This is a genomic window from Aquabacterium commune (genome assembly GCF_004362855.1).
GTDB lineage: Bacteria > Pseudomonadota > Gammaproteobacteria > Burkholderiales > Burkholderiaceae_C > Aquabacterium > Aquabacterium commune.
Genome location: NZ_SNXW01000002.1, coordinates 116,073 through 142,440 on the forward strand (window position 1 = coordinate 116,073; position 26,368 = coordinate 142,440).

Here is a 26,368-nt window from a genome sequence, read left to right on the forward strand (position 1 = left end):
CTTGGCTCATGCCGATCAGCCGATCACGCGGGTCGCGGTGGCGTCCAGCTTCGGGGGTGTCTCGAAGGTGTGGAAGGGTGCGGGCGACGGCACTTCCCACTCCAGGCCCTCGGCACCATCCCATGGCTTGGCCGGGGCCGGCTCACCCTTGCCACGCATGGCCGGGATCAGCACCACCAGGATGAAGTACACCTGGGCGAAGCCGAAGAAGAAGGCACCCACCGATGCGAGCGCGTTGAAGTCAGCGAACTGCATGGGGTAGTCGGCGTAGCGGCGCGGCATGCCCGCCAGACCGAGGAAGTGCATGGGGAAGAAGGTCACGTTGAACGCGATCAGCGACCACCAGAAGTGCAGCTTGCCCTTCCACTCGGGCACCATCACGCCCGTCCATTTCGGGGCCCAGTAATAGAAGGCCGCGAACAAGGCGAACAGCGAGCCGGCCACCAGCACGTAGTGGAAGTGGGCCACCACGTAGTAGGTGTCTTGCAACTGGATGTCGATGGGCGCCACCGACAGGATCAAACCCGTGAAGCCGCCCATGGTGAACACGAAGATGAAGCCCACGGCCCACAGCATCGGGCTCTCGAAGGTCATCGAACCCTTCCACATGGTCGCGATCCAGTTGAAAACCTTCACGCCCGTGGGCACGGAGATCAGCATGGTGGCGTACATGAAGAAGAGCTGACCGGTCACCGGCATGCCCGTGGCGAACATGTGGTGGGCCCAGACGATGAAGCTCAGGATGGCGATCGACGCGGTGGCATAGACCATCGAGGCGTAGCCGAACAGCTTCTTGCGGGCGAAGGCCGGCACGATCTGGCTGACGATGCCGAAGGCCGGCAAGATCATGATGTACACCTCGGGGTGGCCGAAGAACCAGAAGATGTGCTGGTACATCACCGGATCACCACCACCGGCGGGGTTGAAGAAGCTGGTACCGAAGTGGCGGTCGGTCAGCGTCATCGTGATGGCGCCAGCCAGCACGGGCATCACCGCGATCAGCAGGTAAGCGGTGATCAGCCAGGTCCAGGCGAACATCGGCATCTTCATGAGCGTCATGCCCGGTGCGCGCATGTTCAGGATGGTCACGATGATGTTGATCGAGCCCATGATGGACGAGGCGCCCAGGATGTGCATGGCGAAAATGCCAGCGTCCATGGACGGGCCCATCTGCAGCGTCAGCGGGGCGTAGAGCGTCCAGCCGGCGGCGGGTGCGCCACCGGGCATGAAGAAAGAGCCCACCAGCATCAGCGCGGCCGGGATCATCAGCCAGAAGCTGAAGTTGTTCATGCGCGCAAAGGCCATGTCGGAGGCACCGATCTGCAGCGGCAGCATCCAGTTGGCCACCCCCACGAAGGCCGGCATGATGGCGCCGAACACCATGATGATGCCGTGCATGGTCGTGAGCTGGTTGAACAACTCGGGGTTGAGCAACTGCAACCCCGGCTGGAACAACTCAGCCCGGATGCCGAGCGCCAGCACCCCGCCGATCATCAGCATGGTCAGCGAGAACAGCAGGTACAGCGTGCCGATGTCCTTGTGGTTCGTGGCATAGACCCAGCGCCGCCATCCGTGCGGGTGGCCATGGTGGTCGTCGTGGTCGTGGCCGTGGCCACCGTGGTCAAGCACTGCGCTCATGGAGCGTCCTTTCAGCGAATCGGATCTCGGGTCGGTTCAGCAAGGGCATGGGCCGCGTGGCCGCCCTCACTTGCGGGCCGCCAGCACCTCGGCAGGCTGCACGGTCTGGCCAGTCTTGTTCGACCAGTGGTTCTTGGTGTAGGTGATCACGGCGGCGATCTCCGTGTCAGAGAGGATCTGCTTCCACGGCGGCATGGTGTTGTTCTGGCCGTTGAGCAGCACGTCGATCTGCACCTTGGCATCGTCGCTCAGCACCTTGGCAGAGCCGTCCAGCGCCTTGATGGCGCCGCCGCCCTTGCCATTGGGCTGGTGGCAGGCCGCGCAGTTGGCGGTGTAGACCTTCTCGCCACGCGCGATCAGCTCGTCTTGCGTCCAGACCTTGTTCGGGTCGTCGGCCAGGGCCTGCATCTGCTTGTGCTTGTCGTCCACCCACTTGGCGTAGTCCTCGGCGCTCAGCACCTTGACGTGGATGGGCATGTAAGCGTGCTCCTTGCCGCACAGCTCCACGCACTGGCCGTAGTAGTCGCCGATTTTTTCGGCGCGGAACCAGGTGTCGCGCACGAAGCCGGGGATGGCGTCTTGCTTGATGCCGAAGGCCGGCACCATGAAGGAGTGGATGACGTCGTTGGCCGTGGTGATGATGCGGATCTTCTTGTCCACGGGCACGACCAGGGCGTTGTCCACCTTCAACAGGTAGTTGTCGCCCTGCGGCGTGCCGGCGTCGGACAGGGCACGCTGGCTGGCATCGAGCGTCGAGACGAACTGGATGCCCTCGCCATCGCCCTTGATGTACTCGTAGCCCCACTTCCACTGCATGCCTGTGGCCTTGATGGTCAGGTCGGCGTTGGTGGTGTCCTTCTGGGCCACGACCACCTTGGTGGCGGGCAAGGCCATGCCGATGACGATGAGGAAGGGAACGATGGTCCAGACGATTTCCACCGTGGTGGACTCGTGGAAGTCGGCCGCCTTGGCGCCTTTGGACTTGCGGTGCGCGAAGATGGAATAGAACATCACGCCGAACACCGCCACGAAGATGACGATGCAGATGTACATCATCATGTGGTGGAGGTCCTGCTGCGCCGAAGCGATGCGGGTCACGGCGGGGTGCAGGTCCAGCTGGCGGACGGCAGGCCCGCCCGGCAGGTCACTGACCGCCCAAGCGCCACTGGCCGCGCCCAGCAGGGTCGCGGCCGTCAGGCCCTTGCGCACGCGCAGAGCCAAGGGCTCGGTCGGGCTCACTCGATTCCCAGGAACATGGATCATCTCGTTGCTCTTCGTGGGTTGAACGTGGTCGTCAATACAGGGTGTGGCTGGCACGGGGGAGGCTTCGGGCCGGTTGCGCGCCATCAATCGTCCAGGTGGCGCAAGGCCCAGCGCAGTTCGTTGGCAAGTTGCTTGCGGCCATCGCTCGGCACGAACTCGCCGACCACCACACTGCAGCCCTCGCCAGAGACGCGGATCAGGGAGCGGTCGTGCTGCACCGGCTCGACGCGCAACCAGCGCGGGTGGCAGTCCAGCGACTGGGTTTGGCCGCCGCGGCAGCAACTCACGTGCACGCGGTCGGCGCGCATGGCGATGTGGTCATGGTCTTGGGCGTGATGGCCGTAAGCGCGCAACGCCAGGCGTGCGATCAGGCTGACAGCCACCAAGGCAAGCACCAGCTGGAGTTCGTGGACTGAGGGCGGCCATGCAACTGGAGACAGGTCACTCGCACCCGAAAAGGACAAGAGCGCTGCCACCAAGCCCAGCACGGACGCCATCCACCACCAGCGGGACAGCACCGCCAATGGCACAGGCAGTTGCCGCATCAACAGCCACTCGGCTTGCCAGTCGTCGGCCTGGTCACGGGCAGACCGCGCCACAGACACTGCACCAGCCCGCCTTTCGGTGAGGGAGTGCCAAACGCCAAAGCGCATGGCAGAGGGAGACATCAGACGGACAGGGGACACAGTGGCGTTCATCGCGCCAGCCTCCAGGCTCGCTACGTTCACAAACGGAGGATCTCTCCGGCATGAGTCCCCAGATTCGGCGGTGGCCTGTTTGGGTTCGGTCCATTCTAGCCAGCGACTTGCCCTGCCTCAAGGCGCAATGAACCAGGGCGTGCTATGAATAACCCGCGGTTGGCGAGCGAATTCGAACGGGGCGCGCGACTGTCGCCTCAATGACTCAGGGCTGACCCTTCTTGCGCACCATCTGCCGCATGTCGGCCAGGGTCACCCGGGTCTCGGGTGCCAGCTTGGCACGCGGCATGGGCTTGAGGGCATGGCCATAAACCAGCTCCACCGTCAGGGCGATGCGCCCGTCGGGCTGGCGCATGTGCTGGTCGATGGCGCTCAGCAGGCGGTCCCGCCAGGCGCGCGTGCGCAGTCCAGCGAAGCGGACATGGGCCACATTGCCCCCCCAGGTGCGCAACTCGTCGAGCATGGCCTGCGGGCTGGCCCAGGTCAGGGTCAGGCGCTCCATGTCCATGACGGGGTCGGCGAAACCAGCACGCACCAGCTCGTCGCCCAGGTCATGCATGTCGATGAAATCGATGGTGGGCAGGCCCCAGCCCATGCTGCGGTGAACGGCGCGGAGTTCACGCGCGGTGTCGGGCCCGAGCCCGGAACACATCAGGAAGCCCTCGACCGCCAGGTGGCGGTGCCAGGATCCGAGCAGCCCGGGCAGGTCGCTGGCGCCGTGCAGGGCCATGTTGGCCCACAGCATCTGAGCGCCGGACGCCCCTTGCGCGTCCGGCACACGCCAAGGCGCCTGCTCGGGGACTGGCTCGGTGTGGACCCGCTCGCTCAGGTCGGGCTTGCGCCACAAGGTGCGCCAGCCACGCGGGGCAGCCTCGGCTTCGGCCTGCAAGCTGCGCACCGCCAAGGCGGGATGCGGCTCGACGACCCAGCGCTGCGCCTCGGGGTAGCGGGCCTGCACGTGCGCCGCACCCGCCCCCAGCCACGCAGACCAGTCGATCCAGTCGCGCGGCGTCAGGCGGATGGGGCCCAGCTTCTCGGCCAGGCGGCGGGCCACCTCCTGGTGCAGCCAGGGTGGCTCGGGCAATTGCGAGAGCCTGCGCAACTGCCGCCGCAAGGCCGCGGCGCTGGGTGCGCAAGCCGGCAAGGCCTCAGCGGCAGGCGCGTCAGACGCTTGGCCAGACGGGGAAACAGCCTCGGAAGGCGCGGGCGTGGGGTGATCGGACATGGGCACAGCAGAGGACGCAAAGGCGCGCAAGGCCCTCCAAAGGGTGATGGGCAGACGCCTGGGCACTCAGTATATTGAGGCGACCTGCCCGCAGGGATGCCAAGGCCATCTTGCCCATGGGTGTCTCGCAGATGCCGCCGCCCCATGCTTCGCCTTGGCTTTCGCCCTCCCGGTCCTTGCCTGCTGTGCCACCGCTGGCAGACACAGGCTCTGTGCGGGCCCTGCCTGCAACGCTGGCGCCCCAGCGTGCCCCGCTGCCCACGCTGCGCGTCGCCGCAAGCGCCGGCGCGCGCCGACCGCCATTGCCCGCACTGCGAAGACCCCGCCCCTGAATTCGACCGCGCGGTCGTCGCGCTGGACTACGTGTCACCCTGGCGCCACCTGATCACCCAGTTCAAGTTCGGCCAATGGCCCACCTTGGGCGCTCCCTTGTCGGCCATGCTGGCCCAGGCCGTGCGCCAGCGGCCCCACCCGGTGGACCTGGTGCTGCCCGTGCCCGTGTCGGCCGAGCGCCTGCGGGAGCGCGGCTACAACCAGGCCTGGGTGCTGGCCAGGCACACGGCACGCGCGCTGCGCTTGCCAGCACAGGCCGACGTGCTGGTGCGCGTGACGCAACACCGCCGCCTGAAAGACCTCGACCTCGCCGAGCGTCGGCGCGCCATCCAGGGGGCTTTTGCACTCACAGCCCGCGGCGCCCAGGCTGTGGCGGGCCGGCACGTGGCCCTGGTCGATGACGTGCTGACCACCGGCGCCACCCTGGACGAGGCCAGCCTCGTGCTGCGCGAGGCGGGCGCGCTGGGGGTGTCGGTGTGGGTGCTGGCGCGCACGCCGCCGCCGGGCTGGCGGTGATCTGCGTGAACTGCCGCGCGCGGTGACGCTCAGGCGTGGGTGGGCATGTCGTTGCCCACATCGTCCACCAACTCGCCCTTTTCCAGGTGGATGAGGCGACCGGCGCGCGCCGCGGCCTTGGGGTCGTGCGTGACCATGACGATGGTTTTGCCCAGGTCGCGGTGCAGCTCGTCCATCAGGCGCAGCACCTCTTCGCCGGTGGCGCGGTCCAGGTCGCCGGTGGGCTCGTCGGCCACGATCAGGGTGGGATCGGTCACCAGCGCCCGCGCGATCGCCACGCGCTGCTGCTGTCCGCCCGACAACTCGTTCGGGAAGTGGTCCGTGCGGTCCGACAGCTTGACCATCTCCAGGGCCGCCTCGACATGGGCGCGGCGCTCGCGGCGGCTCAAGCCGGTCAGCAACAGCGGCAACTCCACGTTCTCGAAGGCCGTCAACACGGGCATGAGGTTGTAGAACTGGAAGATGAAGCCCACGTTGGCGGCGCGCCAGTCGGCCAACTCGCGCTCGTTCAGCGTGGCGATGTCCACCCCGCCGACCTCGATCGTGCCGGACGTGGGCTGGTCGATGCCCGCGATCAGGTTGAGCAGGGTGCTCTTGCCCGAGCCGCTGGGCCCCATCAAGGCGACGAATTCGGCGGGCTGCACCGTCAGGTTGAGGTTCTCCAGCACGGCGATGCGCTGGCCACCCCGGTGATAGACCTTGCTGAGCTGTCGGATGCGGATGAGTGCCTGAACGGGCTCGTCTGACGGTGGGGCTGGGGCGTGCATGGGCAAGGTCCTGGGCTGCCCCGACTGTACACAAGCCCACGCGCGCGCCGAGGCTTGCGCCAACGCAAAGGCTGCATGAACTCCGTGGCTGCCACCATTTTCTAGGGGGTTGCCAGCACGGCCACGCTTTCTAGAATGCAAAAAACAGCACCGTCAGGTGGACGCACAGCCAGGGGCGCCACCGAACTCAGGAAGTCCGATGCCAGCGCATGCCCTGCCCGATGCCCCTGCAGAACCCGACTGGCCCGCCTTGCACCTGCATGGCAGCGCCAGCGCATTCCGCCAGTCTCTGGCCCTGCTGCAGCAGTGCGCCCGCGTGGACGCCACGGTGCTCTTGTGCGGAGAAACAGGCACGGGCAAGGAGTTGGCAGCACGCGCGCTGCATTACCTGAGCGCACGCAGCCGCGGCCCCTTTGTGCCGATCAACTGCGGGGCCCTGCCTGACAGCATCCTGGAGGCCGAGTTGTTTGGCCACGCCCGTGGTGCCTTCACCGACGCCAAGTCCGACAGCCTGGGGGTGATCGGCCAGGCGCAAGGCGGCACCCTCTTCCTGGACGAGATCGACGCCATGAGCCCCCGGGCCCAGGCGGCCATCCTGCGTTTCGCGCAGGACCACAGCTACCGGCCCCTCGGAGCCTCGCGCCTGCAACATGCCGATGTGCGGCTGGTCGCGGCCACCAACGCCAAGCTCGAAGACCTGGTGGCCCAAGGCCTGTTCCGGCAGGATTTGCTGTTCCGCATCAACGTGCTGAGCGTGCGCCTGCCGCCACTGCGCGAGCGCCATGGCGATGCCGCCCTGCTGGCGCAGGCCTTTGTGAAGCGGCTGGTGCAGCAATACCGCACGGACCCCAAGCACATCGACGCGCACAGCCTGGCACTGCTGCAAACACCCCGCGCATGGCCGGGCAATGTGCGCGAGCTGGAGCACCTCGTGCACCGCGCCTTTCTGCTGGCCGAAGGCGCCGTCCTCCACCTTGACCTGGGCGCCCCCCCGGTGGCCGCACCTGTCGCATGGGCGTCGGTGCACGAGCCCGACCCGGCGCCCACGCCCGCGGCCATCGACCCTCATGCGAATGGCGGCACACAGGGCGATGCCCATGCCGACATCAGCTTCGCCGACGCCAAGGCGCAAGCCATCACCGACTTCGAGCGCCGTTACCTGGCCGCCGTGCTGCAACGCGCGGGCGGCAACCTCAGCCTGGCCGCGCGCATCGCCGGCAAGGAGCGCAGCCGCTTTTGCAAGCTGGTGCGCAAGCACGGCCTGCAACGCGCAGGGTTCGACGCCATGGCGGACTGACCCTGTGGCGCCAGCGCCCCAGACCCCCAGGCCGCACCGCCACACCCATGCAGCCGCGCCGCCACGGTGTGGCATCCGCGCCAGGGTGAGCGCACGACAGCAAGCCATCTTGAGCAGCTGTTTGTGGGCCGTGTGGGCCCTGAAACCTTGCAGATCAAGCACTTGCCCGCCCCCCTAAGTTGTCAGCGCGACATGGCCCGCAGCTTGCACCCATGTGAACAACATCACAGAAAGTCGGACGGCAGGGAGTGACCCATGGACGCGCACCAGTTCCCGGAAGTCGCAGCGGTGGCCTCGGCCATCCGTGGCTACCTGAGCCGCAACCCCAGGGCCTCGGACACGGCGGCGGGCATCCAGCGCTTCTGGCTGCCGCCCGAGGTGGGCGAGGTCGCACTGCCTGTGGTGGAAGCCGCGCTGGCGCAGCTCGAAGCAGATGGCCTGGTGCACCGACTGGAACAGGTCTGGGCACCAGCGTCCTACCTCAGTGCCCGCGCCTCGGGTCGCGCCGATCCGCATTGATGCTGCCACTGACATCTCACCGTTGACATCGCACTGAATTCTTGCCCTCACCATGGCCAACCACCTCGCCATCGCCGCCGTCGCCAAAACCATCCTGAAGATGGTGGAGGACCACTGCCCGCGCGACGAGTTCGCCAGCACGCCCACCTTCGCGCTCTACGCCGGCCACGACTTCGCCGCACAGCCCGTGACCGAGGGCTTCTCGCTGCTGGTGTGGCGCCTGAGCGTGAACACGGCCGTGCGCAGCTTCTCGGCGCGGCGCGAGCCCGACGGCCGCAAGCGCCGCCCACCCCTGCCGGTGGACGTGTCCATGCTGTTGACGGCCTGGTCCAGCGAGCCAGAGCGCCAGTTGCGCCTGACCGGCTGGGCGCTGCGCTTCCTCGAAGACAACGCCATCGTCCCCGCGGCCTTGCTCAACCAGTCGCTGTCGCGCCGCACGGTGCCGGCCTTCCGCCCGGACGAGGCCATCGAGCTGATGCTGGACGCGCCGTCCCTGCCCGACTACCTCGGCCTGTGGGACAAGTTCCGCAGCCGCTGGCAGACCTCGCTGACCTACGTGGCGCGGCCGGTGCTGCTGGAGTCGGACATCGTCCTCGAAGAAGGCGCCCTGGTCGAGACCCGCGACTTCCGCCATGGCCAGACCGACACCCGCACACCCGGAGGACAGCCATGAGCCCCACCGTGACGGCGATGCTGCCCACGCTGCGAGCAGGCTTTGACCGACCCGTACGCCGCGCCCTGCTGGGCGTGCAATGCCGCGATGTGGCCGATGGCCGTGTGGTGTCCGATGGCCTGCAGCTCGTGCTGTACGACCTGTGGCAACCGCGCCCCACACGCCAGGCCCGCGTGCTGAACACCAACCGCAGCGGCGTGTTCGCGCTGCACGACGTCCCCGGCATCCGCAGCTTCCTGACACCGTCAGAAGCCGACAGCGATGCCGCCTTGGCCCTTGACGACCTCGGCTCGCCGGCATCGCCCGACCTGCCGCGCTTTCGCCTCACGGTGCACGACACGCTGAACCGCTACGTGGACATGGCCCTGACGCCCACGCTCGGCCAGGGCCTGTGGGGGCCGCTGGGTGACGGCTTGCCCCATGTGCCGCTGTACAGCGCCGCCACCCGCACGCCGCCGATCGGCATGGCCAGCCTGCGCACCGAGTTGCGCTCGGCCACGCACCCGGAACAAGCCATCGCCTGGGCCCACCTGCGCCTGATGCTCAACGGCGTCGCCCTGGCCGAAGGGCTGAGCGATGCCGCTGGCCGCGTGCTGATGGTCTTCCCGCTGCCCCGCCCCCGCGAAGGGCTGCCGCAAGGCTCCCCCGCCACGGCCGCGGCCCTGCTGGACTGGCCCGTGACCTTGCAGGCGTTCTGGTCACCTGAGCGGCGCGCCGACCTGGCCCAGGGCCACGTGCCCGACCTCGACGGATTGCTGGCGCAAGCCCCTGTGCCCCTGCTGCAGCACGCCGCCCCACCCACGCCCCTGGGCACCCTCACCCTGCGAGCCGGCCAGACCCTGCTCGTGGCCTCCCCACCCTCATCGTTCCTGTTCGTCGCGGACTGACTCCGCAGGAGATACACATGCCCGAGTACCTCGCCCCAGGCGTCTTCGTGGAAGAGACATCGTTCCGAGCCAAGAGCATCGAGGGGGTCTCCACCACGACCACCGGCTTCATCGGTGCAGCGGCCTTCGGCCCCGTGGCCATGGAGCCCGACATCCTCACCAGCCTGACGGACTACGAGCGCCTGTACGACCCGTTCACGCCCGGCCATGCCCTGAACTTCAGCGACAGCAGCGACGCGCCCAACCACCTGTGGCACGCGGCACGCGCCTTCTTCAGCGAAGGCGGCAAGCGGCTGTACGTCTCGCGCGTGTTCAAGCCGCTGACAGGCGATTACACCCCCATCGCCGATGCCGATGACGTGACACCGCCGGCCACGAGCACCGCCTACAACGACGGCCACGCCCGCGTGGACAGCGCCGACACCGGCGGCGTGCGCGTGCGGGCCCGCCACCCCGGCGCGGCGGGCAACCTGCGCGTGCGCTTCACGCTCAAGGGCGGCGCCAATGTGCTGACCTCGGACACCGACCCGGTCAGCGGCACGCCCATCGCCACGCTGCGCTCGGTCAAGGACCTCGACCTCGTCTGGGTGCGCGACCGCACCAGCTCGCCGCGCGGCGACGAGACCGGCTCGCTGTGCCTCCTGCACTGGGACGAGGCCCGCGCCACCTGGACCTTCGAGCCCCTGGCCGTGACCTCGCCCGTGGAAGATGCCGACTGGTTCGATGTCAGCACGCTCAACGCCGACCCCGAGCCCGACCAGGGCGATTCGGTGCGCGTGGTGACCTTGAGCGTCTCATTGCTGACCCGCGACGGCACCCGCGAACTCGCCACCTGGTCCGGCCTGCCGCTGGACCCGGGCCACCGCAGCGGCGCCGCGGCCGACTCGGTGTTCGCCTACTTCGGCAACTCACCGGCATCGGCCGGCGATGCACGCGCCCTGCCCCTGGTCATCGCCCGTGACGCCAAGCTCGTGGCCTCGGCCTTTGACGTCGTCAACGACCTGTTCGGCGCGGACCCCACGGCCCTGCTGGAACCCAGCACCGAGGAGGCCAAGCGCCAGATCACCGCGGGCGACAAGCTGGGCCTCGGCATCTCGGTGGACTTCCAGCTGGAAGGCGGCAACGACGGCATGCGCCCTGGCGCCAAGGAAGTCGAGGGCGATGCCGACCCGCGCAAGGGCTATTCGCTGGGCCTCAAGCAATTCGAAGACATCGAAGACATCGCCATGGTGGCCGCCCCCGGCAGCACCTGGGACTACAGCACCGTGCGCGACGAAGCCAACGGCACCATCGCCCAGCTGATCGCCCACGCCGAGCGCATGCGCTACCGCATCGCCATCCTGGACAGCGGCGACAAGCTGCCGATTGCCGAGGTGCGGGGCATGCGCGCCAAGCTCGACAGCAAGCACGCTGCGCTCTACTACCCCTGGGTGACGGTGCTCGACCCCATCACGCGCCGCGAGATCAACCTGCCGCCCTCGGGCTTCGTGGCCGGCATCTGCGCGCGCAACGACATCGAGCGCGCCGTGTACAAAGCCCCGGCCAACGAGGTCGTGCGCCTGGCGATTGGCTTCGAGGCGCTGCTCAACAAAGCCCAGCAGGAGGTGCTCAACCCCGAGGGCATCAACTGCTTCCGCTACTTCGAGGGCCGCGGCATGCGCCTGTGGGGCGCGCGCACCATCAGCTCCGACCCCGAGTGGAAGTACCTCAATGTGCGGCGCTACTTCGCCTACCTGGAGCGCTCCATCGACAAGGGCACGCAGTGGGCCGTGTTCGAGCCCAACGGCGAGCAGCTCTGGGCCAATGTGCGCCGCACCATCGAGGACTTCCTGCTCAACGAGTGGCAGAGCGGCGCGCTGCTGGGCGACAAGCCCGAGAAGGCCTTCTTCGTGCGCTGCGACCGCAGCACCATGACCCAGAACGACCTGGACAACGGCCGCCTGATCTGCCTGGTGGGCGTGGCCCCGCTCAAGCCCGCCGAGTTCGTCATCTTCCGCATCGGCCAATGGACGGGCGACCGCCGCAACTGAGGCTGAGCCCGACACCCACCTCATCAAGGAGAAACAACGATGGCAGTGCTACGCGACCGCCCCTACGTCCAGTTCAACTTCCTGGTTGACCTCGGCACCGGCAACACCGACGGCCCCGAAGCGGGCTTCCAGGAAGTCAGCGGCATCGGCATGGAAGTGACCGTGTCCGAGTACCGCAATGGCAACGAGAAAGAGAACAGCGTGCGCAAGATCACCGGGCTGAACAAGGCCTCGGACGTGACCTTGAAGCGCGGTGTGATCGGCTCGTTGAACCTCTACCAGTGGCTCGACCAGATCCGCAACGGCGACCAGAAGGCCCTGCGCACGGTCACCATCCAGCTGCAAAGCGAGGACCACACCACCGTCGTGCAGACGTGGAAGCTGATCCGCGCCCGCATCATCAAGCACACCTCCGGACCCTTCAACGCCAAGGGCACGGACGTCGCGATGGAGGAGTTGGTGCTGGCTTACGAACGCCTGGAGATGGAGTGAGCATCCTCCTGAGCCCAGGTTCACAGCGCCGCCTGCCCGGTGTGCGCTTTGACGTGCCCGCGCCGGCCCTGCGCGATGTGCTGCCGCGCATGGACATCGCCTGCTTCGTCGGCTTTGCCGCCAACGGGCCGGTGGACGTGCCCGTGGCGGTGGAGAGCCTGGCCGCCTTCGAGGCGGTGTTCGGTGCCGAGCTGACGCTGCTCCACGATGCCCAGGGCCAGCCGGTGCGCGCGCTGCTGCACCCCAGCGTGCGGCAGTTCTTCAGCCAGGGCGGGCGGCGCGCCTGGGTGATCCGCGTGATGGGCGCGGGCTCGGTGACGACGCGCTTTCCCGTGCCGCGCATGCTCAGCCTGGGCCGCAGCGACGCGGCTTCGGCCTGGCACATCGAACCCGCCTTCCTGCAGGCCCGCAGTCCGGGCGACTGGGCCGATGCCTTGCGCGTGCGCTGCGACACCGTGGTCACGCCGTTGTCGGTGACGCCCTTGAAGCTGCTGGGCGATGACCTGACCCTGCAAGCCCATGGCCCTGCGGCGCTGGGCGTGGTCGTGGGCGATGTGCTGCGCCTGCCCGTGGCCGAGGGCGAATGGGTGTTCGGCCGGGTGGCCCAGGCCGATGCCGCCCGCAACGACGCCGATGGCCGCTTGCAGCGCGTGCTGCACCTGCACCGCATGGGCACGCTGCGCCGCTGGCAAGGCCAGCCACAGGCCAGCCGCATGCATTGGCAGGAGCTCGGCGTGCGTGCGCAACAGCTGGTGCAGCGGCATGCCGATGTGGCCGAGGCGGCATGGCTGGCCGATGGCCGACTGCGCTGGACCTCACATTTGCCTCGCTCGACGCAGCTGGAGGTGGGCGAGCCGGTGCGCCTGTCCTTCCAGGCCGGCGAGCCGGGGGCCTGGGCCGTGCTCGATGCCGTCCAGGCCTCGGCCGTGGCCGCCAACGGCACGGTCGAAACACAGTTCGTGGCGCGGCCCTGGCGCGTGCCCGGCAGCCAGGCCCGCCAGCCCCTGCGCCATTGGGTGGCCCAAGCACAAGGCCAAGCACAGAACCAAGGACCGAACACCACGGTGCAGTGGCTGCGCAGCACCCTGCGCGTGGCGCACCCCGATGGCAGCGAAGCCCGCCTGGACGCCCTCGCCCTGAGCGAGCGCGAAGAGCACGGTGATGGCGCCCAGGCCTTGCCCACCTTGCCGGACGACGCGGCCTTCTTCGCACAAACCCAGCGGCAGGGGTTCGGCGCCCAGGGCAGCACGTCGGTCAGCACCTCTGCGGATACACCCGCCACGGCATCCGCCCTCGCCCAGCGCTTCCCGCTGGCCGCGCCCTCATCCGCAAGGGAAGGCCTCTGGCTGCCCCTGGATGCCCTGCCTGCGGCCCCCGACGACGGCAGCGCTCAGCACAGCCCCCTCGCCAACGCCACGGCCACCGACCGCGGCTTGGGTGCCCGCGGCACCGACCTGCCCGCCCTGCTGCGCAACGGCCTGAGCCGCTTCGGCTGGACCCTGTTCGCCGACACCGCCCTGGCCGGCATCCCGACCGACGCCCTGGCCGAACAGGCCGAAGCGCTGCGCCTGCTGTCGCGCCAGCCGCGCAACCTCCACGGCCTGCACGCCGTGCTGGGCCACACGGTCGAGGCCCTCATGGACGAGCCCACGCTGTTGCTGGTGCCCGATGCCGTCCAGCCAGGATGGGAGCGGGTTCGGCAAAGCACGCCCGCGCGCGTCATCCACGCCGCCACAGACCCGACGCCCAGCACCATCGACGGCTTCGCCGACTGCCGCCTGCGCCCACTGGCGGCCCCCACCTTCCTGCCCGATGCCGACCCCGACGCGCAAGGCAAGCACCTGCTGCACTGGACGGCGCCCGAGCCCGGCCTGCGCTACGAGCTGGAAGAATCGGCCGATGCCGACTTCGCCGTGGCAGGCCAGATCTACGCCGGCAGCGACACCGCCTTCAGCGTGATCGGCAAGCCGGCCGGCCTGCGCAGCTACCGCGTGCGCGCCAGCGATGGCCTGCGCACCAGCCCCTGGTCGGGCAGGCAGGACGTGCGCGTGGGCGGCAGCCCCTACACCGTGCTGGACGGCAGCCCCGCCGACCTGCTGGCCGTGCACCGCCTGATGCTGCGCACCGCCGCTGGCCGTGGCGACGTATTCGCCTTGCTGGGCCTGCCCGAGGCGCACCGCTGGCCGCAGGCCCTGAGCCACGCACAAGCGCTGCGCAGCGCGAGCGACACCGGCGCAGCGACCCCCACCACCGTGCCGCCGCTCGGCGCCGGCGAAGCACGCGCGCTCTCGCACGGCAGCCTGCAACACGCCTGGATCTACACCCGCCGCGGCGACGCCAGCCAGGGCGCGCCCCTCATCGGCTGCCCGCCCGACGGCGCCATCGCCGGGCAACTGGCCGCATCGGCACTGGCCCGTGGCGCCTGGCTGGCCGTGGCCAACCAGCCCCTGAAAGACGTGGTGGCCGCCTCGCTCAACCCCGGCACCGCAGAGCGCCAGGCCCTGCTCGACGCCCAGGTCAACCCCGTGTGGCTCAGCCCCGTGGGCCATGTGCTGGGCAGCGCCGACACCCTGCTCAACGACAGCGACTGGCGCTCGGTCAATGTGCGCCGCCTGATGTGCCTGCTGCGGCGCGTGGCCTTGCAGCGCGGTGCGGCCTATGTGTTCGAGCCCAACGGCCCGGCCTTGCAGCGCACGGTGGAACGCGCTTTCAACGCCCTGCTCGACGGCCTGTTCCAGCGTGGCGCCTTCGCAGGCCGCAACGTCAACGAGGCCTTCCAAGTGGTGGTGGGCGAGGAGCTCAACACACCGCAACGCTTTGATGCCGGCCAGTTCTGGGTCGAGCTGCGCGTCGCGCCAGCCCTGCCCATGCGCTTCCTGACCGTGCGCTTGCTGCGCAGTGGCGAACGGGTGCAAGCCCGCGAGCCTCGCTGAACGAGGGCACCCCATGGCCACCCTGAACGCCCTGCCCTTCACCGCCTTCAACTTCGCCGTGGAAATCGTGCGGGCCGATGGCGCCTCGCCCCTGGTCTCGGCCGCCTTTGCCGAGTGCGATGGCCTGGAGCTGGGCATGGAGGTCAAGACCCTCCGCGAAGGCGGCGCCAACGACCGGCAAATCCGCCTGGCGGGCCCGGCCACCGTGGGCCAGCTCACGCTCAAACGCGGCATGACGGCCGACAGCCTCGAGCTGTGGCTGTGGATGAGCGACAGCCTGGCCGACCCCAGCCTGCGCGCCGAGGCCGAGGTCGTGCTGATGGCCCCCGATGGCGCCGAGCGCGTGCGCTTCGTGCTCTCGCGCTGCCTGCCCATCAAGGTGAAGGCGCCGCCGCTGAACGCCAAGGACGGCGCCATCGCGGTCGAAGAGCTGCAGCTCGCCTACGAACGCATCGGCGTCAAACGCGCAGGAGGCCTCTGACATGGCACAGGACAAGATCGCCAAAGCCCGCCTGATCGAGCTCGACGAAAGCCTGAAGAACGAGGCCTCGGGGGGCAAGTCGGTGACGGTGCAGTTCAACCCGGACTCGCTCAAGCTGGCCTTCGCCAACCAGATCCAGAACAGCAACCCCAGCAGTTCGGGCTCAGGCAGCGGCGGTGGCGGCAGTGGTGGTGGTGGCGACCAGGCCAGCGGCACCTCGGGCCGCCAGTTCGTGGGCGCAGGCACAACCAAGCTCACGGTGCAGCTGTGGTTCGATGCGGCCACCGCACCCGATGGCCAGGTCGATGACGTGCGCCGCCTGACGCAGCAGGTCATCTACTTCATCACGCCCAAGAAATCGCAGCAGGATGCCAGCCGCTTCGTGCCACCGGGCGTGCGTTTCAGCTGGGGATCCTTCCTGTTCGACGGCCTGATCGACAGCATCGAAGAAAGCATCGAGTACTTCTCGCCCGATGGCAAACCGCTGCGCGCCAGCGTCTCGCTGGGCATGTCGCAGCAGACCATCCTGGTGGCCAATTTCGACGCGGCCGCGCGCCCGCCTGGCACCTCGCGCGGGCCAGGTGCCTCGCCCCTGACGGTGGCCGCTGGCGGCAGCACCTTGCAAGGCCTGGCCGCTGGCGCGGGCGGTGACTGGCAGCGCATCGCTGCGGCCAACGGCATCGACAACCCGCGGCAATTGCAAGCCGGCCAGCTCATCGACCTCCAAGCACGCCTGCCGCGTTCGCTGTTCTGAACGCAACAGGGAGACACACATGCCCATCGTCATCGGAGATTTCGAAGTGGTGCCCGACGCACCCGCCCCGCCACAGCCCGCCACGGCCGGCCAGGCGCCCGCGCCGGCACAGCTGGACGCCATCGCCCTGCAACAGGCGCTCGAAGCCCTGCAAGCGCAAGCCCTGCGCACCTGGAGCCACTGAACCATGGACGCCAACCGCAGCGCCATCACCTCGGCCCGGCCCAAGCTGGAGGTCGATGGCCAGGCGCGCCCGGAGCTCGACAGCGGCCTGCTGCGCCTGCAGGTGAGCGACACCACCGATGGCCTGGCCACCTGCGAAGCCGAGTTCGGCAACTGGGGCGCCAACGCGCAAGGCCAGCTCGGCTTCCTGTGGTTCCAGCGCGATGTGCTGGAGTTCGGCAAGCGCTTCGTGGTCAAGCTGGGTGACGACACCCTGTTCGAGGGCAAGGTCACGGCCATCGAGGCGCGCTTCCCGGCCCTCACGCCGCCCACGCTGGTGGTGCGCGTGGACGACCCGCTGCAGGACCTGCGCATGACCCGCCGCACCCGCAGCTTCGAGCGCGTGAGCGATGCCGACGTGCTCCACCAGATCGCCAACGACCACGGCCTGCAGACCGATGTCAACCTGTCCGGCCCGACCTGGCCCTTGCTGGTGCAGGCCAACGAAAGCGACCTGGCCTTCCTGCGCCGCCGCATGCTGGTGGCCGATGCCGACTTGGTCGTCGCCGACGGCAAGCTCACCGCCCACCCCCGCCCCAGCCGCCCACGCCCGGCGATGACGCTGGTGCACGGCGGCACGCTGCGGCGCTTCCACGTCGCGGCCGACCTGGCCCACCAGCGCACCTCACTGCACTGCACGGGCTGGGACGTGGCCAACAAGCAAGCGGTGTCGGAAGAAGCCACGACCAGCAGCCTGGGCAACGAGGCCAGCGCGGGCGACAGCGGCCCACAGATCCTGCAACAGGCCTTCGGCGCGCGGCATGACACCGTCTCGCACCGCTTCCCCTCGGATGCGGCCAGCGCGCGCAGCGAGGCCGAATCTCACCTGCGTGCGCTCGCCCGCCGCTTCGTGCGCGGCCACGGCGAGACCGACACCGACGTGCGCCTGCGCTCTGGCGCCAGCGTGCAGCTCGACGGCCTGGGCCCTTTGTTCAGCGGCGCCTACGGCCTCAGCGAGGTGCTGCACCGCTTCGATGACACCCATGGCCTGCGCACCGAATTCACGGTCGAACGCGCCTGGCTGGGGAGGCCCTGATGCTCGCAACCCTCGCACCCACCGGGCACGACGCCCTCGACAGCCTGCTCCACGCCCGCACACCCGTGGGTTGGGGCGGCTTGTTCCACGGCGTTCACCCCGCCATCGTCACCGACCTGCGCGACCCCGACAGCCAGGGCCGCGTGAAGGTGCGCCTGCCCTGGTTGCCCGACAGCGGGGGTGCCGCCTGCGAACTCTGGGCGCGCCTGAGCACCCTGATGGGTGGCAACAACCGCGGCTCCTGGTTCATCCCCGATGTCGATGACGAGGTGCTGCTGGCCTTCGAAGGCGGCGACCTGCGGCGGCCCTTCGTCATCGGGGCGCTGTGGAACGGCCGCGACGCCCCGCCGCAGCAGATGGACGGCAGCGCGCAAAACAACCTCAAGGTGCTGCGTTCGCGCAATGGCGTGAAGCTCACCATGGACGACAGCAACGGCCAGGAGCAGTTCATCGTCGAAACGCCGGGCGGCCAGAAGGTCACGCTCAAAGACGGCCCCGGCGCCATCGAGATCGAAGACAGCAACGGCAATTCGGTGAAGCTCGAAACATCGGGCATCACCGTCAACGCCTCGGCCAAGGTCACGGTGCAAGCCAGCCTCGTCGAGGTCTCGGCCAGCATGGTCACGGTCGATGCGGGCATGAGCAAGTTCAGCGGTGTGCTCAAGGCCGACACCGTCATCTGCAACAGCATCATCAGCGCCTCCTACACGCCGGGCGCGGGCAACATCTGGTGAGCACCATGACGCACCCCCTGCAATGGACCGCCCCGGCGCCCTTCTGGCGCACTGGCGAAGCCGCACGCGCCGTGCCTGGCCTGATCGCGCAACCGCAAATCCTGCGCTTCGCCACCGACGACTTCATGGACGAAGTGCTGTCCACCCTGGCCCAGCACCCCCAGGCCCTGCCCGAGTACACCGCCCAGGCCGAAACCTGGCGCGCGCCGCACGCCGGCCCCAAGCCCAACCCCGCCGCCTGGCTGGAACGCCCGCCCAGCCGCCTCCTGCCCCTGGCCCGACAAGCCCGTGCCAAGGCGCAGGCCCTGCCCGCCGTGGCCTTGCCGCAGCCGCTCAAGCTCTACCAGGCCGCGCACCAGCGGCACTACCTGGTGGCCGGCTCGCTGGTCTGCCAGACGCCCGGCCTGCCTGACCGCGCCGTCGATGCGGGCAAGCAGAAGGTGTCTTTCGTGCTGCGTCGCTTGTTCCTGAAAACCGAGCTCAAGGCCACCACCGGCATCGACCCGCGCCGCGCCTTGAAGCAGCCCGACCCCGCCCACATGGACGAGTGGGTCGAGCACGCCTGGGTGCTGTCGGGCAAGAGCGGGCATTGGCAGGTCGCGCAAGGCGCCGAGGTGGCCGCGGGCCGCGTCAAGCTGGTCAAAGGCGAAGAGCGCCTGGCGACCTTCCCGACCCGCTACGTGGATGCCCAGCGTCAAGCGCGCCGCCTGTTCGTGGGCAGCGTGCCGGTGGGCCGCCGCGAGACCTACCAGTCGGCCAGCCGCATGGACACCGCGCCCACGGCCAGTGAGGAAGCCGCGCACGCACGCACCACGCAGTTCCGCGTCGATGTGCTGGCGCCCTGGCGCGCGCTGGTCAACACCGCCCGCACCCTGGCCGACACGCCCGCGCCGTCCATCTACGCCCGCGAAGCTTTCGACGACAAAACCGGCGCCTTGATCGACCCCAGCAAGATCGACCCGGCCCGCCTGCGCGCCCTGCGCAGCCAGTTGCAGCTCAGCACCTGGTACGCCTTGCTCGACCTGCGCGCCTGGCTGGCCGCCCACCTGCCCGACTACCTGGATTGGCTGGACGATGGCGAGGTGGGCACGCCGCCCGGCAGCAGCGCCGTGGCCAGCTTCCACGCCCTGCTCCAGCGCGTGCGCCAGCCCGATGCGATGCGCAACGGCCCGCGCCCCATCACCGACCCCGACAGCGCCTACGCCACCACCGAGCTGGCCGTGGACCTGCCCGACGCCCTGCGCCGCATCGGCGAGTTCAGCGAGGTGCTGGAAAACGCCTTGTCCGGCAGCACGGACTTCGCCACCACGCCGTTCGAGATCCCGGCCCAGGGCGTGGCCAAGCCCGCCCACTGGCCCAACTTCCTCTTCCTGCTGGTGGACCCGCTGCACGAGGTGGCCACGCCGCTCAACAGCGCCGAGGCGCCGCCCAACTCGCCCGACGACTTTCCCGCCGAGCAACGCCAGACCCGCATCGAAGCCCTGGCCGAGCACCTGCCCGAGGCCGACTACAGCCTGCTGGCCAAGGCGCCCGAGCCCTCCCTGGCCAGCCTCACACCCACCGACATGCGCGAGGGCTGGTACGTCATGCGCCTGGTCTATGAGCGACCTGACTGCGCGCCCTTCGAAGGCACCGTCATCAGCGCCGCCACCGTGCCCTTCCAGATGGCCGGCTTCTTCGACCCGGACGCGCCCGCGCGCCCCATCCGCATCGGCCTGCCGGTGGACATCAGCCCGGCCGGCCTGCGCAAGTTCGACAAAAACACCGTCTTCATGATGTCCGACATGCTGTGCGGCCACCTCGACCGCTTCCGCGGCATCACCTTCGGCGACCTCGTGCTCAGCGTGCTGCCCTGGCCCTTCCACAAGGACTTCAACGTCGCCGACAAGGGCCCGTGCAAGCAGCAGGACATGTCGCTGGGCGTGATGTGCTCGCTGTCGATCCCCATCATCACCATCTGCGCACTGATCTTGCTGACCATCATCGTCAGCCTGCTGGACTTCATCTTCCGCTGGCTGCCGCTGTTCATCGTGTGCTTCCCCCTGCCCGGCTTCAAAGCCAGAAAGGCCCCGTGATGGACAGCGCACGCGTCTATGGCCGAGGCATGGCCTTCCCGCCGCGGGTGGGGGCCGATGGCCGCATCGCCTGGTCGGAGGGCGAGCCCAACGTCCGCGAGGCCATCCGCATCGTCCTGAGCACCGAGCCGGGCGAACGCCTGCGCCTGCCTGCCTTCGGCGCCGGCCTGCGCCGCTTCCTGTTCGAGCCCAACACCCTGGCCACGCACACGCTCATCCGCCAGACCATCGCCGAGGCGCTCAAGCGCTGGGAGCCGCGCATCCAGGTCGAGGCCGTCGAGGTGCAGGTGGACGAGGCCGATGCCGAATCGGCACTCGCCACCATCACCTACCGCCTCGTGGCCACGCAGGTGCAAGAGCGCGTGTCGCTGCGCGTGGGGGTGTCGGCATGAAGACACCGCTGCACGCTGCGCTGAGCCAAGCACCGACCTTGGACTGAACCCGAGACACCCACCATGCCGCTCCAAGTCCCCAGCATCGACGACCGCCGCTACGCCGACCTCGTGCGCGACACCCTGGCGCGCGTGCCCGTGCACACGCCCGAGTGGACGCAGCTCTCCGAGAGCGACCCCGGCGTCACCCTGGTCGAGCTCTTCGCCTTCCTGACCGAGAGCCTGCTCTACCGCGCCAACCGCGTGCCCGAGGTCAGCCGCGCCAAGTTCCTGCGCCTGCTGGGCGTGCCGCTGGCCGCCGTCACCCCGGCCCAGGGCCTGTGCGTGTTCAGCAGCAACCGGGTCGATGGCGTGGTGCCCACCCTGGCCCAAGCCACCGAAGTGCGCGCTGGCGCCATCGCCTTCCGCACAGCGGGCGCCATCGACGTGCTGCCGCTGGAAAGCCGCGCCTTCGTCAAGCAGCGCGTGCAGCTCAGCGCCACCGACCAGGCCTACTACGAGCTGCTCTACAAAACGGTGGACCCGAGCGCGAACACACCGCAACTCGACAGCTACGAAACCCGCGAGCTCGATGGCAGCCGCAGCGTCTCGCTCAGTGGCGACACGGTGGATGGCGCCTTGTGGATCGCGCTGCTCGCCACACCCGGCACCACCGCGGCACAGGCGGCGCAAGCCCTGGCCGGCAAGACCTTGAGCTTGGGCCTGGTGCCCGACGTCGATGGCCAGCCGCGCACCCTGGGCACGGTCGGCCAAGGCCTGGTGCAAGGCGAGCCTGAAGCCCTGGTCAGCTACGCCCTGCCGAAGGTCAGCACCCCGGCCGACGGCAGCGCCCCCACGGCGCAGTACAGCGCGCTGCAACCGGCGCGCGCAGCCGATGTGCTCAACGGCCCCGGCATCGTCGAGCTGCCCCTGCCCGCCCGCGCCGCCGACATCGCCACCTGGGACAACCTCGACCCGCTGGAAGCCGGCGTGGGCGACTTCCCCCCCGCGCTGGAAGATTCGGCCGTGGCCGGGCGCATCGTCACCTGGGTGCGCGTGACACCATCGAGCTCGGCCGGTGCGCGCATGCGCTGGGCCGGCGTGAACGCCACCCTGATCGAACAGCGCGTGGCCGTGCGCAACGAGCTGCTGGGCACGGGCGACGGCCAACCCGACCAGCGCTACACCCTGGCACGCAGCGGCGTGGTGCCTGAATCTGCCGTGGTCCAGGTCATCGACACCGCCGGCCCCAGCACCTGGACGGCGGTGGACGACCTGCTGGCCGCTGGCCCCGAGGTGCGGGTGGCGGGCAGCCAGGCAGGACTGGGCAGCCGCGTGACCGACCCGCGCCCGGTGGACGCCTACCTGATCGACCCCGAAGCCGGCACCGTGCGCTTCGGCGATGGCCTGCGTGGCCGCCGCCCGCCACAAGGCGCGCGCATCATCGCGCAGTACGACGTGTGCGAAGGCCGTGCCGGCAACGTGCCCGCAGGCGCCATCCGCAGCGGCCCCGGCCTGCCCGGTGGCGTGCAGGTGCGCAACCCCTTGCCCACCTGGGGCGGTGCCGACGCGGAAGACGTGGCCAGCGGCGAAAAGCGCGTCTCGGCCTTCGTGCGCCACCGCGACCGCCTCGTCACCGCCGACGACTTCGCCGAAATCGCCCGCCGCGCGCCGGGCGTGGACATCGCCCGCGTGGAAGTGCTGGCCGCCTACCACCCCGACCTCGGCCTGACCCAGCCCGGTGACGCGCCCGGCGTCGTCACGCTGATGCTGGTGCCGCGCCACGACCCCGTCCAGCCCGACGCCCCGCTGCCCGACCGCGCCTTCATCGACGCGCTGTGCCACCACCTCGACGCGCGCCGCCTCATCACCACCGAGCTGGTGCTGCGGGGGCCACAGTACCTGCCGATCTGGCTGTCGGTGGGCATCACCGTGGCAGGCGGCCACACCGTGCCCGAGGTGCGCGACGCCGTCAAAGCCCGCCTGCGCGCCGTGCTGGCCCCTTCGCGCACCGACGGCGCCACCGACCTGCCCGGCCTGGCCGACGGCTGGCCGCTGGGCCGTGCCGTCAACCGCCTGGAGCTGATGGCCGAGGCCGCGCGCGTGCCCGGCGTGCTGCGCGTCAACGGCCTGAAGCTGGCGCAAGGCGATGGCAGCGACGTGCCCGAAGAGCTGCCCCTGCGCGGCCTGCAACTGCCGCGCCTGCTGGGCCTGAGCGTGGAGCTGGGCGACGCCATCCCCATCAACAACCTGCTCGGCCAGGGCAGTGGCGACGGCAGCGGCCAGGCCCACAGCGGCGCACGTGGCCGCGTGGTGCCCGTGCCCACCGTGCCGCGCGAGTGTTGATCACGGGCTGACCCCCACGAAGAACAGGACACAGGAGCCCCCATGCAAGACGCCAACGGTTCGCGCTTCGCCCTGGTGCTCGGTCGCCAGGACTGGGGCCAGTGCCGCCTGGACGCCGCCGCCTGGCCCGGCCAGCCGCTGCTGGACACGCTGTGGTCCGACGAGGCCGAAAGCGAGGCCGCGCCCCTGGCCTTCGACGCCGCCCAAGCCAGCATCGGCCTGGCACAGCGGGTCAGCCGCTTCGTGCCTGCCAAGGGCGATGTGGCCCCCTCGACCGCGCAACGCCTGGGCGCGGCGGCCGACGCCAACGGCAACATCTACGCCATCGTGGACGGCGGCAGCCGCATCACCGTGCGCAACGCCGGCACCGGCCGCGTCAGCACCTTCTGGCCGGTCAGCACGCCCGCGCCCACACCCGAGCCCGGAGCCTTCGCCCCTGCCGAGCCCGCTGAGCCGCCATCGCCGCAGCACTTTGCGGGCCTGGCTGTGACGCGCGCGCACTACCTCGTGGTGGGCGTGAAGCCGGTCAGCACGCCGCGCTCGGGCTTCCTCGTCTTCGACCTGCTGGCCGGTGGCCCGCCCCTGCCACTGAGCTGGCCCCTGCCCTGGGTGATGTCGCCGCTGGACATGGCCGCGCGGCCCTGCGGCGGCCTGGCCGTGCTCGACCGCATCGGCCACCGCGTGTGGCTGCTCAACCGCCGCCTCGGCATGGAGGCGGTCTTCCCGGTCTCGCCGCTGGCCGCGCACACACCGCCCGACTTCCAGGCCAGCGATGGTGCAAGCGGCGCAGACGGCGCAGGCGGTGCGCCACACACGCCCTCCGCCACGCCACACCAGCCCTGGTTCACGCTGCAGACCACCGCGCTGGGCGGCGGCCACCCCGTGGCCATCGAGGTGCTGCCCGATGGCGGCGTGCTGGTGCTCGACGAGGCCGGCGCCGATGGCTTCGCGCTGGTCAGCCTCTACGTCGGCGGGGTGCTGCAGGCCCAGGCCTCGGCCAGCGACGTGCTGCGCGTGACGCCCGTCCAAGACCGCCCCGGCCTGAGCCTGCGCGGCTTCGACTTCGCCTTCCACGCCGACGGCCCGGGCAGCATCCAACGCAAACCGCCGCGGCTGGTGCTGGTGTCCACCGAGGGCAACCAGGCCTACGTCTTCGAGCTGCTGTGGGACGCCGCCCAGCCGCACACCCTCCAACTCGCGGCCCAGGCCGGCTACCTGCCGCTCAAACGCTACGGTGGGCTGCAACTGGTGAGCCGCGGCCTGGCGCAGGTCGAAGGCGACACCGGCCTGCTCTACGCCAGCGAGGCCAACTGGCTGCCCCTGGTCGCCCAGCGCCGGCCGCGCCACGTGCCCGAAGCCGCCCTGCTGACCGTGCCCTTCGATGGCGGCGACCCCGGCTGCGTCTGGCACCGCGTCATGCTGGACGCCTGCATCCCGGCCGGCTGCCGCGTGCAAGTGGCCAGCCGCTGGTCGGATGACGCCGCGCTGCTGCCCGACCTGCCCTTCACCGACGAACCCACGCCCCTGCTGCGCCCCAACGGCAGCGAGCTGCCCTGGCTGATCGAAGGCCCTGGCGCCACCACCGACGCCGCCCGTGGCCACGGCACCTGGGAGCTGCTGCTGCAAGGTGCCCGCGGACGCTGGCTGCAGCTGCGCCTGACGCTGCAGGGCAACGAGTTGAGCACGCCCCGCATCACCACCTTGCGCGCCTGGCGACCGCGCTTTTCCTACCTGCAGCACTACCTGCCTGCAAGCTACCGCGAAGACGCCGCCTCGGCCGATTTCCTCGAGCGCTTCCTGGCCAACTTCGAAGGGCAGTTCACCGCGCTGGAAGACCGCATTGCCACCGCCCGCGCGCTGTTCGACGTGCGCAGCGCCCCGGCCGACACGCTGGACTGGTTGGCCGGCTGGCTCGGCCTGGTGCTGGACCCCGCGCTCGACGAGGCGCGCCGGCGCCAACTCATCCGCCACGCCATGCCGCTCTACCAGTACCGCGGCACACCCCAGGCCTTGCGCCTGGCGGTGCAACTGGCCCTCTCGCCCTGCGTGCCCGATGCCGATTTCGCCCTGCCCGCGCGCTCGCAGGAAGCGCCCCGCGGCGTGCGCCTGGTCGAGGGCTACCTGACGCGCTCCCTGCCGCCAGCGCTGCTCGGCGAAACCGTCGTCACGCCGGACGATGCCCCGCGCGTGGTCACACCCGGTGCGCGCTGGACGCTCAACGAAGGCGCCGAAGGCCTGCACCGCCGCTGGCGCGACTGGCGCATCGCACGGGGTCTGGCCAAGGGCGCAGACACCGCCACGCGCTTCAGCCCCTTGCCCCCCGCCGACGTGCCCGCCGGCACACTCGCCGCCTGGACGGCTTTTTGCCAGATCACCCTGGGCGCCGTGCCCACCCTGGCATCTGACCTCGACACCGCTTGGCGACGCTGGGTGGCCACCGGGCAAGACGCCGGCCTGGGCCTGCCCCTGCCTGCGCGCTGGCCGCAAAGCAACGCCGCACAACAAAGCGCCTGGCGAAAGTTCATCGCGCAGCTCGACCCCCTGTTGCTGCGCCAGCTGCGCCGCTGGCAGGCCGCCGTGGCGCGCAGGCACGTCCGCATCGGCCTGTACCAGCGCGACACCGCCAGCACCTGGCCCGCGTTCGACGTGCTGCCGCCGCCCACCGAGCTGCCATCGAACCCCGCGGCGCTGGCCGACTGGGCGCTGTTCGAAACCCGCGTGGCGCCCATCGCCGCGCGCGCCCACCGCTTCAGCGTGCTGCTGCCCATCTCGGGTCCGGACACCGATGCCGACACCGTGGCCCGCCAGGTGGACCACGCCCGCCGCGTCGTGGCCCTGGCCAAACCCGCCCACACCGCCTTCGACGTCAAACCCTACTGGGCGCTGCTGCGCATCGGCCAGGTGCGCCTGGGCCTGGACACCTTGCTCGGCCTGGGCAGCCGGGAACCCGACATCGCCCCGGCCCTCGTGCTGGGCAGCGGCCACGTGGGCTCGGCGCGCCTGGGCGCCAAACCCGCCGTGCCGAACGACCGAATCTTGCTCGAATGCTGACGGCCTTGCGCCGCCAAACTGGAGGAA

22 protein-coding genes are annotated in these 26,368 nt (G+C 69.8%); 17 read left to right on the plus strand and 5 right to left on the minus strand.

Annotated features, from left to right (window positions below):
• Positions 1-15 precede the first annotated feature (15 nt).
• The 4 genes from ctaD to EV672_RS04420 form a co-directional block, all read right to left on the minus strand.
• The gene (gene ctaD / locus EV672_RS04405) at positions 16-1,638 is read right to left on the minus strand and encodes a cytochrome c oxidase subunit I (RefSeq protein WP_133606698.1); all 1,623 of its coding nucleotides are present in this window, start codon (positions 1,636-1,638) and stop codon (positions 16-18) included.
• A gap of 66 nt (positions 1,639-1,704) precedes the next feature.
• Positions 1,705-2,901 carry a cytochrome c oxidase subunit II gene (gene coxB / locus EV672_RS04410; RefSeq protein WP_133606700.1) on the minus strand — a complete coding sequence of 399 codons (1,197 nt, stop codon included), beginning with the start codon at positions 2,899-2,901 and terminating at the stop codon, positions 1,705-1,707.
• Positions 2,902-2,984: 83 nt separating this feature from the next.
• Positions 2,985-3,500, minus strand: coding sequence for a DUF2244 domain-containing protein (locus tag EV672_RS04415; protein ID WP_166643443.1), 516 nt, complete (start codon positions 3,498-3,500; stop codon positions 2,985-2,987).
• Between the two features lie 304 nt (positions 3,501-3,804).
• Complete coding sequence (locus EV672_RS04420; RefSeq protein WP_243738521.1) at positions 3,805-4,824, minus strand: methyltransferase domain-containing protein; 1,020 nt, start codon at positions 4,822-4,824, stop codon at positions 3,805-3,807.
• Between the two features lie 246 nt (positions 4,825-5,070).
• Between EV672_RS04420 and EV672_RS04425 the strand changes: the two genes are divergently transcribed.
• Complete coding sequence (locus EV672_RS04425; RefSeq protein ID WP_166643444.1) at positions 5,071-5,673, plus strand: ComF family protein; 603 nt, start codon at positions 5,071-5,073, stop codon at positions 5,671-5,673.
• Positions 5,674-5,702: 29 nt separating this feature from the next.
• On the opposite strand, the gene EV672_RS04430 is transcribed toward EV672_RS04425, so the two are convergent.
• Positions 5,703-6,440 carry an ABC transporter ATP-binding protein gene (locus EV672_RS04430; protein ID WP_133606706.1) on the minus strand — a complete coding sequence of 246 codons (738 nt, stop codon included), beginning with the start codon at positions 6,438-6,440 and terminating at the stop codon, positions 5,703-5,705.
• Positions 6,441-6,639: 199 nt separating this feature from the next.
• Here EV672_RS04430 and EV672_RS04435 point away from each other — a divergent pair, with 199 nt between their 5' ends.
• The 16 genes from EV672_RS04435 to EV672_RS04505 all read left to right on the plus strand — a co-directional run bounded on the left by EV672_RS04435 (position 6,640) and on the right by EV672_RS04505 (position 26,341).
• Positions 6,640-7,737, plus strand: coding sequence for a sigma 54-interacting transcriptional regulator (locus EV672_RS04435; RefSeq protein WP_133606708.1), 1,098 nt, complete (start codon positions 6,640-6,642; stop codon positions 7,735-7,737).
• 255 nt (positions 7,738-7,992) lie between these two features.
• Entirely contained in the window at positions 7,993-8,256 is a 264-nt protein-coding gene (locus tag EV672_RS04440; RefSeq protein ID WP_133606710.1) for a hypothetical protein, read from the plus strand.
• A 52-nt stretch (positions 8,257-8,308) separates the two neighbouring features.
• The gene (locus EV672_RS04445) at positions 8,309-8,929 is read left to right on the plus strand and encodes a Pvc16 family protein (RefSeq protein WP_133606712.1); all 621 of its coding nucleotides are present in this window, start codon (positions 8,309-8,311) and stop codon (positions 8,927-8,929) included.
• The gene (locus tag EV672_RS04450) at positions 8,926-9,816 is read left to right on the plus strand and encodes a hypothetical protein (protein ID WP_133606714.1); all 891 of its coding nucleotides are present in this window, start codon (positions 8,926-8,928) and stop codon (positions 9,814-9,816) included. Before EV672_RS04445 ends, EV672_RS04450 begins: the two co-directional genes overlap by 4 nt.
• Before the next feature lie 17 nt (positions 9,817-9,833).
• Complete coding sequence (locus tag EV672_RS18975) at positions 9,834-11,846, plus strand: phage tail sheath family protein (protein WP_133606716.1); 2,013 nt, start codon at positions 9,834-9,836, stop codon at positions 11,844-11,846.
• Positions 11,847-11,885: 39 nt separating this feature from the next.
• Positions 11,886-12,338, plus strand: a complete 453-nt coding sequence (locus tag EV672_RS04460; RefSeq protein ID WP_133606718.1) for a phage tail protein — start codon at positions 11,886-11,888, stop codon at positions 12,336-12,338.
• Complete coding sequence (locus EV672_RS04465) at positions 12,335-15,271, plus strand: phage tail sheath family protein (protein WP_133606720.1); 2,937 nt, start codon at positions 12,335-12,337, stop codon at positions 15,269-15,271. Before EV672_RS04460 ends, EV672_RS04465 begins: the two co-directional genes overlap by 4 nt.
• Positions 15,272-15,284: 13 nt before the next feature.
• A complete protein-coding gene (locus EV672_RS04470; protein WP_133606722.1) occupies positions 15,285-15,752 on the plus strand; it encodes a phage tail protein in 468 nt (155 codons plus the stop codon).
• 1 nt (position 15,753) lies between these two features.
• Positions 15,754-16,506 carry a CIS tube protein gene (locus tag EV672_RS04475; protein ID WP_133606724.1) on the plus strand — a complete coding sequence of 251 codons (753 nt, stop codon included), beginning with the start codon at positions 15,754-15,756 and terminating at the stop codon, positions 16,504-16,506.
• A 19-nt stretch (positions 16,507-16,525) separates the two neighbouring features.
• Entirely contained in the window at positions 16,526-16,690 is a 165-nt protein-coding gene (locus EV672_RS18670) for a hypothetical protein (protein WP_166643445.1), read from the plus strand.
• Between the two features lie 3 nt (positions 16,691-16,693).
• A complete protein-coding gene (locus tag EV672_RS04480; protein ID WP_133606726.1) occupies positions 16,694-17,764 on the plus strand; it encodes a phage late control D family protein in 1,071 nt (356 codons plus the stop codon).
• A complete protein-coding gene (locus tag EV672_RS04485) occupies positions 17,764-18,498 on the plus strand; it encodes a phage baseplate assembly protein V (RefSeq protein WP_133606728.1) in 735 nt (244 codons plus the stop codon). Before EV672_RS04480 ends, EV672_RS04485 begins: the two co-directional genes overlap by 1 nt.
• A gap of 5 nt (positions 18,499-18,503) precedes the next feature.
• Positions 18,504-20,573 carry a hypothetical protein gene (locus tag EV672_RS04490; RefSeq protein ID WP_133606730.1) on the plus strand — a complete coding sequence of 690 codons (2,070 nt, stop codon included), beginning with the start codon at positions 18,504-18,506 and terminating at the stop codon, positions 20,571-20,573.
• Positions 20,573-20,965, plus strand: coding sequence for a GPW/gp25 family protein (locus EV672_RS04495; RefSeq protein WP_133606732.1), 393 nt, complete (start codon positions 20,573-20,575; stop codon positions 20,963-20,965). The genes EV672_RS04490 and EV672_RS04495 overlap by 1 nt, the downstream gene beginning before the upstream one ends.
• Before the next feature lie 63 nt (positions 20,966-21,028).
• On the plus strand, positions 21,029-23,290 hold the full coding sequence (locus tag EV672_RS04500) for a putative baseplate assembly protein (RefSeq protein ID WP_133606733.1): 2,262 nt from the start codon (positions 21,029-21,031) through the stop codon (positions 23,288-23,290).
• Between the two features lie 42 nt (positions 23,291-23,332).
• Positions 23,333-26,341 carry a phage tail protein gene (locus tag EV672_RS04505; RefSeq protein WP_133606735.1) on the plus strand — a complete coding sequence of 1,003 codons (3,009 nt, stop codon included), beginning with the start codon at positions 23,333-23,335 and terminating at the stop codon, positions 26,339-26,341.
• The last annotated feature ends 27 nt before the right edge of the window (positions 26,342-26,368 follow it).